The organism is Candidatus Paraluminiphilus aquimaris (assembly GCF_026230195.1).
In the GTDB taxonomy this organism is placed as follows: domain Bacteria; phylum Pseudomonadota; class Gammaproteobacteria; order Pseudomonadales; family Halieaceae; genus Luminiphilus; species Luminiphilus aquimaris.
Window position 1 is genome coordinate 1,586,324 of record NZ_CP036501.1, and the last position, 15,246, is coordinate 1,601,569.

Below are 15,246 nucleotides of genomic sequence, written 5' to 3' on the forward strand. Positions count from 1 at the left end.
TTGGCGTGTGGTGGTGGGGTGCGAAGCGCCATGCCGTGACGGAGTCGGCGCGACATAACCTAAAAACCCGCATAAAGTGTGACCGACGGTTTGGTGGAGTGAAAGTAAGCGTATGAAAGCCTTAGTGTTCAACGGTCCGCGAGATGTGCGGTACGAGCGTTTTCCTGACCCTGAATTAGCGACCGATAATAGTGTCATCGTTAAGGTCGAGCGGTGCAGTATTTGCGGCTCTGATTTGCACATGTACCACGGCGATAATGTGGGTGTCGCCAACTACAGTGAAGGTGTAGAGCCCTTTTGTGTTGGGCATGAATTTGCGGGCGAAGTTGTGGAGGTAGGAAAGAGCGTCCATCGACACAAAGTGGGACAAAAGGTACTTGCCTCTGGCGGTGCGCCCTGTGGTCGCTGCGAACACTGTCTTTCGGGGCATACAGCGCTGTGTAAGCACTGGACAGCGTTTGGACTAAGTACTCGCTTGAACGGTGGCCAGGCAGAGTTTGTCAATGTGCCAATGGCGGATCTCACCTTGCAGCCCATTCCTGAAGGGGTAAGCGATGAGCAGAGTATCCTGCTGACTGATGCAATGTGCACGGCCTACTTTGGTCTGACGCGAACAGCGATGGAGCCGGGCGACGCGGTCGCTGTTGTAGGCCTTGGCCCTATTGGACTTATAGGCGTTGAATTGGCGTATGTGCTGGGTGCCTCAAAGGTCTACGCCATCGATCCTGTGGCAAATCGTCGGGCGCACGCGGCGAATCTGGGCGCTGTGGCTTTGGCGCCCTCGCAAGCACTACCCACCATCATGGAGGCAACAAAAGGGGCGGGAGTACCGCGTGTCTTCGAGGCCTCAGGTGCTAAGTCGGCCGTCGAACTCGCCATTAAAATTGCGGGGCGAGGTAGCACCGCATCATTTATTGGACTGCCCCAACCGGATGTACAGCTGCCTATGCTAAAAGTGCTCTACAAAGACATCACGATTCGCGCGGGTGTGGCCTCAGTGATTGATCAATGGCCTCACCTGATTCCGCTCTTACAACACGGACGTTTAAAGGCGGAGGGGCTGTTTTCGCATCACATGTCACTCGCACAGGGCACCGAGGCCTATCGAATCTTCGACGCCAAAGAGGACGACGTTGTTAAAATCATGATGACGCTCTAGCCACAGGCTATGTATCGCGCGTGCCAATGTCTAATTTTGCCCTGCGCTGTTGTGGGTTTAGAGGTAAGGCATTTGGATAGTAGAGCTGTTATCAACCCTGATTTCAGCTCCGTTAATGTGGCGTGATTCATGACTGGCTAGGAAGTAAATAACGTCGGTAACGGCTTCGGGTTCGCAGGCAAAACTGAAGGCTTTCATCGCCTGATGAGGCTCCATTTCTGGGAAGGTCCCCTCCATATTGTTGGTCATATCCGTCAGAATGCCATCAGGGTGAACACTGTTGCAGCGAATCGGTAACTGGTTGGTTTGACAGTGGACCGCCACACTCATAGTGAGGCTTCTCACTGCCGCTTTTGCTGCACCATAGGCGATGAAGTGCGGGTAGCCCGCCAAGGCCGATGACGAAGAGATGTTAACAATCGATGCAGCGTCGCTTTTCTTCAATGCATCGAGCATGAACTTCATACCCAAAAAGACCGATGTCGAGTTCACTTCCATCATTCGCTTGTAGTCATCAACAGACGAAGTCTCAATGGTGTAGGTCATCAAAATAGCCGCGTTGTTGACCAGGACGTCGAGCTTTTCGTGGTCGGCAATGACAGAGTCTGACAGTGCTTGCCAGTCTGATTCACGAGTCACATCACAGGCCCGATAGGACACCTCTGGGTGTTCGAATAAGCCGTCGGGCACTCTAATGTCGGTGCCAATTACTGTGTAGCCGTGCTCCGCAAACTTCTTTACCGTCGATTGACCGACGCCACCTGCGGCGCCCGTTATGACGGCTACGCGTTTATTTTGAGTAGACACCGAAGGCCTCCTATTATGGGTTTTTGAACTCTCGACCAGAGGTCCTAGAGTGCCAATCATGCCCGGTGTTTAGCAAGGGCAGCGATAGGGTGCGGATGCGCAAATGGACCATGCTGAGGCGCCAAGGTCGTGGGATGGTTGACGTAAATTTCGCACTGACAGCGCAGTTCGTCACGTGGCGGGTATGTCGCGAAGGTAATTCGCACGCTTTGAGGACTTTTTGAGGAAAAGCACCATGTTGTTGAAGGATAAAGTAATAGTGATTAGCGGCGTGGGCCCCGGCCTTGGACAAACACTCGCCAAATTAGCGGCGTCTGAAGGTGCGAAGGTTGTTCTTGGCGCGCGCAATCAGGCATTCCTTGATGAAGTCAGGGAGTCGATAGAGGCGATGGGGGGGGAAGCGGTCGCGCTTAGCACGGACGTTACTTCAACAAAACAGTGCAAAGCCCTTGTGAGCGCCGGTGTCGAGGCTTTTGGCCGAATCAATGGGTTGGTGAACAGCGCCTATGCCCACGGTGACTGGGCTGCTGCTGATGCATCAGACCCTGACAAGATGGGAGAGGTTATCAATGTGATATGCCAAGGTGCCTTGCGTATGGCGCAGGCCTGTGCGCCTCACATGCAAGCTGCTGGGGGCGGATCAATTGTCAATGTATCGACCATGTCGACCGTAAAGCCTTTCTCTGGTGAAACCATGTATGCCGCAGGCAAGGGTGCCTTGAGTGCATTAACGCGGCACATGGCTAATGATTTTGGAAAGCATGCCATTCGAGTTAATGCACTGAGAATGGGCTGGATAGGTGGTGCGCCTGTTTACGGATTCATCGATGCCCAAGTTGAGGCCGGTGCAGATCGCGATACCGTTGTTCGAAGCATCACGGATCGAATCCCCCTTGGCATCATCCCGCCAGAGGCGGATTGTGCCAAGGCGGTACTTGCTTTCCTATCTGATTATTCAGCGGTCATTACCGGTACGTCTGTCGATGTGAACGGCGGCGAGTACATGGCACCGTAATGTCCACTACACGGTCGTACTCCCGCGCTCGTGGTAGACAGGGTAGGTGCTTAAAAGGTTGAAGACGACGGGTCACAGAGCGAATGGCAAACCGCGGTATTTTACGGGAAGTTCGCGTGACGCTCGGTTTTATCGAAGTGCGCAGAAGGAGTAAGTCATGACTGAAGACGAAAAGTTGGCCGTGGATCCAAAGGCCATTGTTCATTCAATCACGGTGCAAATTGATGCACCGGCACAGGTCGTCTGGGATGTACTCGTTGACTTTGAGCGCTATCGCGAGTGGAACCCCTTTTGTGTGGAGGCCTCGGGTGCACTTGAAATAGGCGCCCCATTAACCATGACGCTAAAAAGCTACACAGAAGAAGGGCAGTATTTCGATAATGTGGAGTTCATTACCGAAATTGACGAGCCTCGCTTGGTGTCGTGGTCGGCGCCTTGGGTAGATGAATGGCCCTATCCGGCGAGGAGAGACCAATTTGTCATCTCTACAGGACCCGATACCTGCGAGTACTACTCTACTGACGCGTTCTTGGGGCCTCACGGCATTCACGTTATGCGCTTTGCCGGACCTTGGGTTAAGCGTGCCTTTGATGACACAGCCCATGCGTTAAAGGCTTATATTGAGAGCAAGTGATGCTTTTTAAGGGGTATTAACGCGCCGTATGTCGCGAAATATACTCGCCAAACTGGTCTTCGATACCCGCGGCTGTGAAACCATAATCTGCTAACTGGTAATGGTGCTCGGGGCGGTTCTCGCGCGCATTCATATCTCGCCAACGGGCCATTTCCGTTAGCGCCCCTTCGGTTAGCGTTTGCCCCGTGAATTCATAGATCCGCCGAATCGTCGCTTCAGGGTCGCTCACTGAGTCTTGGAACCACAGGTCTAAATAGTGATGGTCATGGCCGTTGTCGCGGAACTCCCGAGTCTTGGCGAGGCCGACCTGCCACTTATTTGCCCAATGTTGGGCCATGGCAACAGGGTCGAGCTTGTCGGTAAAGGGTGACGCCAGAGCTGACATCATGCTGCCGTACGAGGGGATGACCTCGAGCGGGTGGCGGTGAGTTTGAATCACTACCGCATCGGGGAATCGTGCAAAAAGATGTTCAGGGTAGTGAAGGTGATGCGGTGTTTTTAAGAGCCAGCGCCTGCCGGTTAGCCCTTTTCTTCGTTTCTGCCACTGTAAGAACTGCAGCTGTAGGTAGAGATAGTTGTAGCCGGCAGATTGATCTTGGTTGTAAAGGTTGTCGCCGTACTTAGGCATGAAGCCATAACATTCAGGAACGGTGCTCATGAAGGCATGCTCGAGCAGCATGATCTCTTCATCAGCAGCAACAGGGTCCATAGGGTGGATGGCTGCAAGTTCAGGTGAAGCCTCCAGCATGGCAGCGACTTCTGCCTGAGCAATTGGAATTCGATCGTCTTCTTGCTCAAAGTCGTCGTTGAGCGGACTCGGTTGGCGAACTTCATACCAAAGCGGTGCGAGAAGTTGGTCATCAGCGGCAATGCTTCGGTGCAACATCGTCGTACCTGTGCGAGGAAGTCCGATCACAACAATGGGGCTGAGAATTTCCTCTTCTAGAATCTTGGGATAGCGCTCAATCCATTGCTCAAGTCTAAGTCGATTTGCGAGCAAATCTATCAAACGAGCCGCATGGAACTGTCTGCCAATCTCGTTAAGGGCGGCCTCGGTATTTAGTCCCTCGATCAGGGATTCGAAGAGAGGTAAGAAACGCAGATCGCTGAATGCTGAAGCGTTCGCCACTTCCAGCGCCTTGGTTACGAGTTGATCAGTATTTAGCACAATCTGGTCCCCATGGGATTTACAGCTCCGATGCGCTCTGAGCCGTGTCGTTAGAGCCACTGTTGAGCGTTCTTAGCCTCGCGGTTGGCGCCGGTGCCTGATCAGATAGTAAATATCGTATCGCCACCAACCCCTCTGACGCACCGCCGGTATTGAGCCAGTCCTCACCTTCTGGCGGTGGAGTATCGCTAATCCAAACACGATAGTTACCTTGTCGGTTTGTGATTTCACTGCCCTTGAGCGAGGCGGGTTCTCCATTAGACTCGATAGACTGCATCCAATGGTCTTGTAAGGTGATACTCCAGAAGGCGGCCACAGGTACTTCGCCCTCAACAACGAGGGCGTCACCCGGCGCGAGCGAGAAAGAGCCGCCGTGGTAGTCATTGTCGGGCGTCGGATAAAAAATGCCGACGAAATCCGGAGACACGGTAGCGGGACGATCAAAACTATTCGTTGTTTCTTTGAGTGCGTCTGCAAGTGCAAGACTGCCTTGCCAAGTCTGATTGAAAAAGTTCACAGCGTTCTCTGCGCGCGTTTCAAAGGAGGTAGCGTCCTGACCAGGGGTGCCTGTCTGAGTTATTAATCCTGCAATAGAGGTAGCCGAGGTTCTCAAGCGTTTAATTGTGAGTCTCGAAGGCTGGCGAGGCTCTGAGTCAAAAAAATACTCCCGAACCATGATCAGGTGACTGCTAGCACTGAGCTTCAGTGTCGCTTGCTGGGAGTTTGACCCTATGTTCCGCATCCGAAAGCCTGAAACGTCGTCGTGGGAAAGGATAGATAACGCACTTTCTGCTCCCTCTGATATTTCTGTACTTCCTGCGCTCTCTCCCAAAACAGTATCTAATTTCTTGCTCTGAGACGTCTTGTCACTCGATTCGCTGGTCAACCGGATGCGGAATACGCTGTTTTCTGCATCGGGGACGATACTGGTACTGTCCGCTGCGCGATTCCACCCGATGATGGGATTACGCTCATAAACAACGAACCCTAGATAGTCGGCGGACCCTGTGGTTATCGCTACCTCGTACTCCCCATCAGCTTCGATTGGCGCTGTTGAGTAAATGGCATCAGGGCTGTCCCCCAAGAATTTTCGATAATCACTCATCCAGTTGGTGAATTCTGGCTGTAACGGGTCCCCTTTGGCGATATGCATCTCCACTGATGCTGCCAACAACCCACCTAGGTAGTCATAGGCTTTCCCTAGCGAGGCTTCTGAAGCTTTCGGATTACGCTCACGGATGGCGTTTGCCGCATGCTCGAGACTAATCGATAAATCACTTATTTTTATGGCAGCAGCCGAGCCCAGAGCCCAGCTCATATCCGGTCGACTGATCGTATCTCGTGCGTTAAAGGTGCCTAGTGCGTAACTGACCGACGCCACAATAAGTATGGCCGCAATGACACTTGCCAGCCGACCGAGGCGCCTGGTCATGAAGGTTCGGGCGTGAGGTGCGGATATCTCCTGGGTCATGCGCTAGCGTCCGAAGCGTGGATGACTCGGGTGGTCGGATTTACGGGGTCTTTGCAGCCCACCCATCGGAAGCAGAGTGTGCCCTCCACGTGACCGCCGGTGCTGAGCCAGTTTGCGTGTCCGCTGTCTTTCACTGCGATGTGTATATCAACTGACCCGTCAACCTTAACGCTGGCTGTGTGTCGGTTGATTGAAATCTTGTGATATCGGTAGTCGAGAGACTCCATCCAGTAGTTATCAACTTGCAGGTTCCAGGTCTGGCACTCGGGAACAGAGGGGAGTGTCACAATCATGACCTCATCCGAATTCAGACGAAAATGACCATGGTAGTAAATGATATTGGGATCTCCACCCACAGCTTGGCAAAAAGCCTGATCCCAAAGTGGGAGACTATTTGGGTTCTCCCGGATTTCTTTACTCCACTGTGAAAACAAACCGACTGTATTGCGATAAAAGGCCATCGCCTTGTCGAAGTCGGCTGTGACTTTCTCTTTGCTTAAGGGAGAAGGTATCGCCGTCGTATCAACCCGATGAATCTGTATATCAGCCGATGTCTCAAGCGATCGGTCTAAAAAGGTCTGACGAATCAGCAGTGATTCGGATTCTGTATCCATGGCTAGCCAGTTGCCCGACTGCTCGTTGGCGCTAAGGATGATCTCGAAGTTGCCCTCAGCGTCGATCTCAATCGTATTGCTGTCGAGGAACCCCGTTTCGATTTGTTTGAAATTCTCTGCGTAACTGCCTTTGCTCGTCGCAAAGCTGATGTAGTCGATCGATCCGCGTTTTCCCGTCAGCCGGTATTCAAACCGACCGTCGATAACGGCTTTTTGGTAGATATTATCGGGGTTGTCGGCGCCTAACTTAATAGTTTCATGCGCGGGTTGGTAAAGCACCGGGAATGCCGCGTCGTTGAATTCCACGTACCACTCCAGCGCGGCTCGTGCCATTCGGGACAAATAACGCAATCCCTCCGCCTGGCTTTGCTCGTCCTGAGGGACGTGATCCTTTGTCAGCTCTTGTCCTGCCACTTTTAGTGTGTCGCAGAAGGCATCCCATGTGGCAGCCATATCGTTAGCGGCCATACGACTTTCCTTATTGTTCAGTGACCAAACCTGGCGCGCTGCCGATTTGTTCGATTGCAACGACGCCCTCAGCAGACGAAAGAAATAGGTTGGACATCAACGTGTACTTGGAGACGCGCATTTTCCACTCGCCATTAACTCTAGCGTACTCATCTTCGTAGTAACCGCTCATCAGCTGCACTTGCTTTTGCTCGGTCTCCAGCAGTTGGAATCGCATCCGCCAGCGACCTTTCGCTGTATCCGGCCCCGTCATCTCAATTTCAGGGGCTGTGCCGTGGTGCATGTCAACGTGTGTGGGGTGGCAGGCGAGTGACTCGAAGACGCCGATGAAGGCGTCCATGTCAGTGAATTCACCGATGAATCCAAAATCGATAAGGAAATCATCTTCGTCGTAACAGCTGCGCATCCCTGCAAGATCACGCGTATCACAGGCGAACCACCACCGTGCTTTGAGCCGCTTTATGGCCTCAATGTCTTCGAGTGCTTGGACCCTTAAAGCGAGATCAGTTGCTGCAGACACGGTTATTTCCCGGGCGCACCATTAACACCGGGCCATCGTGAGCCAGAAATGGTGTCTGCGAAGGGCAGGAATGCCTCGGGATCAAGCGGTTTTGATAATGTGACAGAACGATCCAAGAAGATTGGCCACCACAGGTAGGCCGATAGCTGCTCACGCATAGGCAGCTTGCTGGCCAGGGGATCCCATGGACTGTCGCGCAACACTAGCTGGCCTTGTACGTTCTCTTTCCACGCAGTGCCATATTTGCTGGCCACGTGGACCACGTGGGGAGGGAAGTCGTAGCCTGTCGCAGGGCCACCAATGCTGACCGCGCGGGAAACCTTAATCCACCACTCATTTTGCACGAATTCGTCACCAGTATCGGTTGGTCCTTCGCTCATGCCGTCAAATTCGAGGAACGTATAGCCTTGGTGTGTGCACTTTGCTCGGACCATAGGACCCAAGCGGTGATAGTCAATTTCGCAGGGGTATTTAGGCTGACCATTCGTCTCTTGTGAGATAAAAATGGCCGACTCCTGATCGATGCCGTAGCCGAGTGTGAATTCACCTTCGACGCCATCAAAATCCGCATTAACAGTGGTTACAACGCCGTACTCGGGTACGTCTGGAACCGGGAAATTGTAAACAGTCAGGTTTACGTTTGGCTCTTTGCCCACCGTGATACCGGGCGGCAAGAGCGCGGCGATTGCCTCAGGATCAGTACGGTAGTGAACCTTAAGCATTGGCCAATTAATAATATCGCCTGGTGCGCCCATTGGGGCTTGTGCGTCACTCATAGTGTTGTTCCTTCTTATCGTTCTTTTAGAATTTTTGTCACTGTACGGACTGGTTTTATCTGCGCTTCATAGGTTTAGCGGGCGATCAACCCACCGATTCGGGCACCGGCGTCGTTTTATTAATAATCATATCGGCTCGGCGCTGAACCTTCGCCATACTCTCTTCAGTATGTGCCAGGAGCCAAAAGTTACCATCTGGAATTCCGGCAAGCGCCATCTCAGCGACTTCGTCGGGATGCGTTGTCTTTAGGTCGAAGCCAAATTCCTCGGCCATTCGTTTCATGTCCTCAACGGAATTGATTCCCGTTTCGTTTCCGGTCACACCCTTATCGAACTCTTCAGGCCGCACTCGACCTGAGTTGAATAAACCCGTTTCCACGACGTGTGGGCCAGGGAATAGCGCGCTTACCACGACGGGTAATCCACCCATTTGCACTTGGTAGTGCAGGTTCTCAGTGATGGTGTGGACCGCCGCCTTGGTTGCTGTGTAGATGGGAACATCGGGTAGGACGGTGTAAGCGCCGTTGCCCGAGCCGGTAATGATGATATGAGTACGCTCGGGGCGTGTAATCAGGTAGGGCATAAATACGCTGATACTGTTTACCGCCCCCCAAAGATTAACGTTAAAACACCATTGCCAGTCTTTTTCAGAGAACCCCCAAATCGGGCCGGCTTCACCCGCTCCGATACCGGCGTTGGCGAAGACAAGATCCACCTTCCCAAACGTTTCGAGGGAGGCATCGAGAAGCGATTGAAGACTCGCCTTGTCGGTGACGTCACAGCGTTCAATTCGATTGGAAATGCCCTCACTGGACAGATCCTTTGCCATTGATTCCATGGCACTTGCGTCCACATCGCCAATGACTACGTTGGCACCTGCGCGACCCAGTCCAAAGGCAAGCGAGCGTCCTACACCGCTAGCGCCACCCGTGATGACGGCCGTTTTCCCTTCGTAATACTCGTTGCTCATTGCTGACCCCGCGGGCTTTCTGGTAGGTAAAATTGTCTTACCCATTTTCTAAAGAGCACGAGTGTCTCGTCGCCTTTGCAGAAGATGGGTTGTTTCCTGTGCACCTTGTTTTCCCAAATAGGGTAGTCATCGGACAGGCCTTCAATAATGCCGTCCATGACTTGATCGCCTACAAACTCGGCGATTTCATTGCGAACAATAAGCGTCCAGCGCAGAAGCGTTTCATTGCGCGAAATCGGTTGGGCTGAGTTGTAAACCAGCATTTCAGCACCGGGACCATAGCTCGTCATGACCCGTGCCAAACCGGGCTGGAACATCGTTGCGTGGAGATCGCCTTTCATACCTTGTGCTTCGATTTCTGAGCGAAGGTGAACGGCCCCGTCGTCCTCTACCTCAACAGAGGAGGGCGGTGTCTGATTTTGCTTGTGAACGTATTGGAAGTGCTCGGGGTCGCAGGAGTTTTCAGCAATATCCTGTATGTGAACAGGAATGTTGAACTCGACTTGGCGCGGCTCCGTCCAATGCTCATCGCCAATCTGCTCAATGATAGGCACTTCGCGGTCGGGGTCAGCGCCTGTGGGATGGAACCACATGTAAATTTCGCCATTGACCTCGCTGACGGGCCAATTTTGTACCTTCGCGCGGGAGGGAATCGTCTCGCAGTAGGGGATGTGGTTGCACTTCCCGTCACCGCCGAACTGCCAACCGTGGAAGGGACACTGGATAGACTCGCCAACGACTTTACCGTTTACACCCAAATGCGCGCCGAGGTGCGGGCAAAAGGCGTCATGCACGCGTGCCTCACCGGAGTCTGTTCTGTAAACAACGAGTTCACGATCCAGCGCACTAACGGACTTTACATCGCCTGGCTCGAGTTCATGGCTTCTCGCCACTGACCACCAGCCAATAGGGAAGTCAGGCGCAGTATTTGTTTTTGAATCACAGACAGCAATGAGTTCCATGTGAGTTAAATCCTTTCTTTTTGTTTTTGATTAAGCCGCAAATATATCCTTGGACGGTCCAATATTGGCGGCAAGGCCATCAAGGTAGGCTCGGTCGAGTCCGTAGAACTCGATGGCATTACCGCCCAAAATCTTGCGTCCTGCTTCCGCGTCAAATCCTTTGAACGTATCGAGATAGTATTGGGCTGTGTTTGGCCACGTGCCTTCTGGGTGTGGGAAGTCGCTGCCCCACATGATTTGCTCAAGGCCGATTTGATCTCTCATATCGAGGTCTCGTCTTGGCACACACGACGCGCCAATACCGCAATTACGTGCGAAGTATTCACTCGGCGCCATAGAGAGGTGTGATCGGAAATCGCCCAGCTTTGCCGAGAACTGAATGTCCGTGTAGTTGTGATCGAGGAGCATCAGCCAAGAGGGCACCATAAACATTGTGCCGCCCTCGACTACCATGGCCTTGAGGCGAGGGAATCGCTCGAATACACCGCCCCAGAGCATGAAGGTCAACGGCCGATAGAGCCAGAACATGACCTCTGAGACATAAGCGCCCATGGCCCCGGGCAACTCCGCGCTTCGGTCTTCATTGGGGAATGCGGGGCCGAAGTACTCATTGTGTGGCGCCGGTCCCGAATGGAAGTGGATAACAATGCCCAGATCTTCGCAAATCTCCCAAAATGGATCGTATTTGATGTCGTGGTACGCCGCATGCTCGCCCCACATCGTTGGCAACATAACGCCTTTGAGGCCGTTCTCGTGACACCATCGTGCCGCGTCAACAGCTTGTTGAACGTCGAAAAGAAGCGGAATTGAGGCTACGCCAAAGTGTCGCTTGGGGTCATTCTCGACCAGCTCGGACAGCCAGCGGTTGTGTGCCATGGCACCCGCCCACTGAAGCTCAGGCACGGCGTCTTTGGGCGATAAGCCAAGTCCTGCACCAAACGGTGGCGTGTTTTGCTCTGTAATACCGTCAGGGAAGATGATCTCGGCCGCGATGCCATCTTTCGCCAGCATCTTGTGCCGCTCGCTGTATTCCCAAGCACCGGTAAGCTCCTGCTGAATGGGTGCTCGCCACTCATCGTTGATCTCTTTGATGAGAAACTGTTGTTCAGCCTTATCCATCATGTCGATCTGTACGTCGACAGCCATGTCGATGAAGTCGTGATACTTCGAATCGACATAGGGTTTGTATTGAGCAATCGGCAGTCCGGCGTGGCAGTCCGTGGAGACGACGGTTAAACGGTCAGTCATAGGATCCTCGTTGTATGCGTTTTGTTATCACTAGATACGATGAACATAGGGGACGGGATGCGTCAGAGCAACTCGTGGTGAAGTCTTGTCTTAGTCCGGTTGAGGGGGGCGAAAATTCTTCCTTTCGGACTGATATCTGCTTTGACAGCACGAACGACACGTCCACGCGGCGTCTCGAGCAATGTTTTGTGCGTCATTGAAGCTTTTCAAGCTCGCTGTCCAGCCAATAAAGCTCGTAGTCATTGCCCAGCGGCTCAGCTTGCTGCTTGAGTTGTAGCAGTGTCTGTGTGCGCAGCGCTCTGAGTGTCTCTGAAGCCCTACTTCCCTCGAGCAACTCAAGTAGCAGTAGCGCTTTTTCGGGCTGTGCGTCATTCAAATAGGTTCGTACCTGTAATTGGGCCGCCTCAAGGTCGATGAGCCTAGCGACATCGGCCAAAATGGCGCGCTGAGAAGTGGGGTATAGCTCGCTAGTACGATCAAAGTGAAACCAAGTCGCGTAGTACTCCCAAATCGATTTAACCGCCCAACTGACCTTCCCGTGAGATTGTGACAACGTTAAGTCTTTAGGCAATGCAATTTCCGCCATGACGGTTTCGAGCGAATAGCCTGCATTCATGCCAGCCACGGTCTCGTCATGAACGTATTGCACTGCATCGCGAATTTTCCGCATATCAGCTGCGATGTTTTCTGCGCCCCTAATCGGTGCAAGGTGGCTGGGTAGGATCACTTCTGGCTCAAGAGCGAGGAGCGTGTTGAGGGACGCGATGTACTCAATGGGTTTGCGGACCTTCTCGCCCCGCATCGTAAAGATGTTGGGAAATTGCGGAAACTGAGGACCGAAAAAATCGCCCGAGAGCAGTATTTTTTCATCGGGTAACCACAGAACAACGTTGTCTGCCCCCTCGGCTCCCGGCATTGCGTGTACTTCAAATCGTCTGCCACCAAGCGAAAAACGGTAGGGCTCGCCATTACGCACCCGCGTATCGGGAATAAGCCCTCGAAAGTTCATGCCTACAAGCGTGCGGGGTGACTCAGGAATCCACGGAAATAAGACCCTATTTCTTTGGTGGAGGTAAGGATTGAGCTCCGTTAGATAGCGCTGTTCCTCTTCAAATTCCTCATGCGCGATTAGTTCGGCTTGACCACGGTCCCAGAGCCGTGTGCCACCGACGTGGTCTGCATGGCTGTGGCTTAGAATGATCTTTTGGGGCTCTGCATCGCCAATCAGGGCTTTTAATTTTGTCACCTGCTCGCTGGCCTGAATAATCAGTCCTGTATCGAATATGACGTTGCCATCACGGGTTGTTACGGCGAAGGAGTTACCAACGCCCGATGCTTGGAAAATCCCACTTGCCACTTCAGTAACGGATATGGGGAGCGTAATGAGCTCGGCCGCAGCAAGGCCACGCTCGTTGTTCTCGGCAACGAGGGATGACATGTTTGACACGGCTGCCTGGCCCGCGAAACGCGTAACCGTCTCCCGGACCGCTTGCTCGAGGGTATCGCGCTCTGTAACAGCCGCGATCAAGGCAACGGCACTCAAACTGACTAAAAGATTTCTTCGCCGCATACTGTTCACTCTTGTTCTTGGCAGGCTAATCTGTGGCCGTTCGCCAAATCATCGTTAATGGCATCGACAGGCGACAGAGTAAAAAACAAGAATAAGCGAGAATAGGAAGGTGCAATATGGTCCGAATAGGGGCCTTCGCGCTGCTCTTTAGCGCGACATTCGTATCCCTTGTGGCTGCGGCGTCTGAGCGACCCAACGTGATCGTAATGGTGGCGGATGATCTTGGCTGGGCCGATGTCGGATTCCATGGAAACCCGATTATTGAGACACCCGCACTGGATCGGATTGCCGCGGAGGGCGTGCAGCTCAACCGTTTTTACACAACGCCCATATGTTCACCCACTCGTGCGGCATTGATGACGGGTCGGGATCCCATTCGATTGGGCGTGGCCTATTCAACCATTATGCCCTGGCAAAATAACGGTATTCATCCCCAAGAGACCTTTCTTCCCGAACTGTTCCTCGGTGCCGGTTACCAAACGGCTATGGTGGGTAAGTGGCATTTGGGACACGCGCAACAGACGTATCACCCGAACTCTCGGGGTTTTGAGCATTTTTATGGCCACCTGCACACGGAAGTCGGGTTTTTCCCGCCGTTCGCAAGCTTAGGCGGGAAGGACTTCCAGCGAAACGGGGTGTCAATCGACGATCAGGGCTACGAGAGCTACCTACTTGCAGAAGAGGTCAGTCGCTACATTTTGGAAAGAGACCCTGAGAAGCCTTTTTTCATTTATATGCCGTTTATTGCGCCTCACACACCGCTTGATGCGCCTGATGAATTAAAAGCCAAGTACGCAGATATGGGGGACGACCGCGGTAAATCACGGAGTGAGCGGGCCGATCAAACGCGATTTATGGCAAAAATAACCGGCCGCGAGAGCGCGCGGCCCATGTATGCCGCGGTCGTCGACGGCATGGATCAATCCATTGGTAGAGTCCTGGACACGCTGGATGCTGAGGGACTTGCGGACAACACCATCGTACTGTTCTTCTCCGACAATGGTGGTGCTGTTTATGCCACCGGTGGGGCTGACAATGCGCCACTTAGGGGCGGCAAGGGCGATACCTTTGAGGGTGGCATCCGCGTCGTGGCCGCGATGCGCTGGCCTGAGAAAATTATCGCGGGAGGCCAGGTCAATTCGATTATGTCGGTGATGGATGTTTTACCGACATTGCTTGCTGCCGCAGGAATCGAACCCATTACACGTTATCGATTGGATGGCCGAAATTTACTCCCCGCCATCGTTGAGGACGAAGCCTCGCCCAGAGAGCGGTTGTTATTTTTTATTGCCGAGTCGCCTTTTAAAAATACGGTCAATGTCACGGCGTTCAATGATGAGTGGAAACTGGTACAGCGGATCGAGACAGGGTTTAGCTCAGTAGAAGTCAGTAACTTTCTTTTTGATATCAACACTGACCCCAATGAATACACGAACCTTGCATCAGAGCATCCCGATATAGTCGATGAACTGGCCAGAGAGATTCGTCACTGGCGTAATCTGTATCCGGTTGCCGGTACGCGCTCCGAGCTCATGCCACCGCCTGGGTGGAGGGCGCCGCTGGATTGGGCGCGTTATCCGCTACAAAACAGTGCCCTGCAGGATAAAGCGTCGGGAGGCATGCCACCTGAGAGTGCGATCAGGGTGCTCGATTGGCAGTACGGCGAAAATGGGCGTCTCATCTACAACTGCGAGCCGTACCGTTGGGCTGGGGGCGGTTTGTGCAAGGGTCAGTGAGGTGCAAACCCGATAGTGTGTGGCGTTAATGCGTAAGTTGAGCTACGCAGCTGCTAAGAGAGACAGCTCTACGCATTTCAGGTTTTAACAACGTGATCAGATTTGGATGGGTCGACGCCCTGTTGTGC

At 53.1% G+C, this 15,246-nt stretch carries 14 protein-coding genes; 4 read left to right on the forward strand and 10 right to left on the reverse strand.

Annotated features, from left to right (window positions below; genetic code table 11):
- Window positions 1-112 precede the first annotated feature (112 nt).
- Window positions 113-1,159, forward strand: coding sequence for an alcohol dehydrogenase catalytic domain-containing protein (locus E0F26_RS07265; RefSeq protein ID WP_279241003.1), 1,047 nt, complete (start codon window positions 113-115; stop codon window positions 1,157-1,159).
- A gap of 57 nt (window positions 1,160-1,216) precedes the next feature.
- Here the strand turns inward: E0F26_RS07265 and E0F26_RS07270 are convergent, their stop codons facing one another.
- Window positions 1,217-1,966, reverse strand: a complete 750-nt coding sequence (locus tag E0F26_RS07270; RefSeq protein ID WP_279241004.1) for an SDR family oxidoreductase — start codon at window positions 1,964-1,966, stop codon at window positions 1,217-1,219.
- 235 nt (window positions 1,967-2,201) lie between these two features.
- Between E0F26_RS07270 and E0F26_RS07275 the strand changes: the two genes are divergently transcribed.
- Together E0F26_RS07275 and E0F26_RS07280 are read left to right on the forward strand one after the other, a co-directional pair.
- Entirely contained in the window at window positions 2,202-2,981 is a 780-nt protein-coding gene (locus tag E0F26_RS07275; RefSeq protein WP_279241005.1) for an SDR family oxidoreductase, read from the forward strand.
- Between the two features lie 157 nt (window positions 2,982-3,138).
- Window positions 3,139-3,615: an SRPBCC domain-containing protein gene (locus E0F26_RS07280; RefSeq protein WP_279241006.1), complete on the forward strand. Its 477-nt coding sequence runs from the start codon at window positions 3,139-3,141 to the stop codon at window positions 3,613-3,615.
- 16 nt (window positions 3,616-3,631) lie between these two features.
- Here the strand turns inward: E0F26_RS07280 and E0F26_RS07285 are convergent, their stop codons facing one another.
- The 9 genes from E0F26_RS07285 to E0F26_RS07325 all read right to left on the reverse strand — a co-directional run bounded on the left by E0F26_RS07285 (window position 3,632) and on the right by E0F26_RS07325 (window position 13,382).
- Window positions 3,632-4,783: a sulfotransferase family protein gene (locus E0F26_RS07285; RefSeq protein ID WP_279241007.1), complete on the reverse strand. Its 1,152-nt coding sequence runs from the start codon at window positions 4,781-4,783 to the stop codon at window positions 3,632-3,634.
- 19 nt (window positions 4,784-4,802) lie between these two features.
- Window positions 4,803-6,215 carry a DUF1214 domain-containing protein gene (locus E0F26_RS07290; RefSeq protein ID WP_279241008.1) on the reverse strand — a complete coding sequence of 471 codons (1,413 nt, stop codon included), beginning with the start codon at window positions 6,213-6,215 and terminating at the stop codon, window positions 4,803-4,805.
- A 35-nt stretch (window positions 6,216-6,250) separates the two neighbouring features.
- A complete protein-coding gene (locus tag E0F26_RS07295; protein ID WP_279241009.1) occupies window positions 6,251-7,336 on the reverse strand; it encodes a DUF1214 domain-containing protein in 1,086 nt (361 codons plus the stop codon).
- A gap of 10 nt (window positions 7,337-7,346) precedes the next feature.
- Window positions 7,347-7,856: a nuclear transport factor 2 family protein gene (locus tag E0F26_RS07300; RefSeq protein WP_279241010.1), complete on the reverse strand. Its 510-nt coding sequence runs from the start codon at window positions 7,854-7,856 to the stop codon at window positions 7,347-7,349.
- 2 nt (window positions 7,857-7,858) lie between these two features.
- On the reverse strand, window positions 7,859-8,632 hold the full coding sequence (locus tag E0F26_RS07305) for an acetoacetate decarboxylase family protein (RefSeq protein WP_279241011.1): 774 nt from the start codon (window positions 8,630-8,632) through the stop codon (window positions 7,859-7,861).
- 85 nt (window positions 8,633-8,717) lie between these two features.
- Complete coding sequence (locus E0F26_RS07310) at window positions 8,718-9,602, reverse strand: SDR family NAD(P)-dependent oxidoreductase (RefSeq protein ID WP_279241012.1); 885 nt, start codon at window positions 9,600-9,602, stop codon at window positions 8,718-8,720.
- Window positions 9,599-10,564 carry a Rieske 2Fe-2S domain-containing protein gene (locus tag E0F26_RS07315; RefSeq protein ID WP_279241013.1) on the reverse strand — a complete coding sequence of 322 codons (966 nt, stop codon included), beginning with the start codon at window positions 10,562-10,564 and terminating at the stop codon, window positions 9,599-9,601. Before E0F26_RS07315 ends, E0F26_RS07310 begins: the two co-directional genes overlap by 4 nt.
- A gap of 30 nt (window positions 10,565-10,594) precedes the next feature.
- On the reverse strand, window positions 10,595-11,812 hold the full coding sequence (locus tag E0F26_RS07320; protein ID WP_279241014.1) for an amidohydrolase family protein: 1,218 nt from the start codon (window positions 11,810-11,812) through the stop codon (window positions 10,595-10,597).
- Window positions 11,813-12,005: 193 nt separating this feature from the next.
- Window positions 12,006-13,382 carry an MBL fold metallo-hydrolase gene (locus tag E0F26_RS07325; protein ID WP_279241015.1) on the reverse strand — a complete coding sequence of 459 codons (1,377 nt, stop codon included), beginning with the start codon at window positions 13,380-13,382 and terminating at the stop codon, window positions 12,006-12,008.
- 116 nt (window positions 13,383-13,498) lie between these two features.
- Between E0F26_RS07325 and E0F26_RS07330 the strand changes: the two genes are divergently transcribed.
- Complete coding sequence (locus tag E0F26_RS07330) at window positions 13,499-15,118, forward strand: sulfatase-like hydrolase/transferase (protein WP_279241016.1); 1,620 nt, start codon at window positions 13,499-13,501, stop codon at window positions 15,116-15,118.
- The last annotated feature ends 128 nt before the right edge of the window (window positions 15,119-15,246 follow it).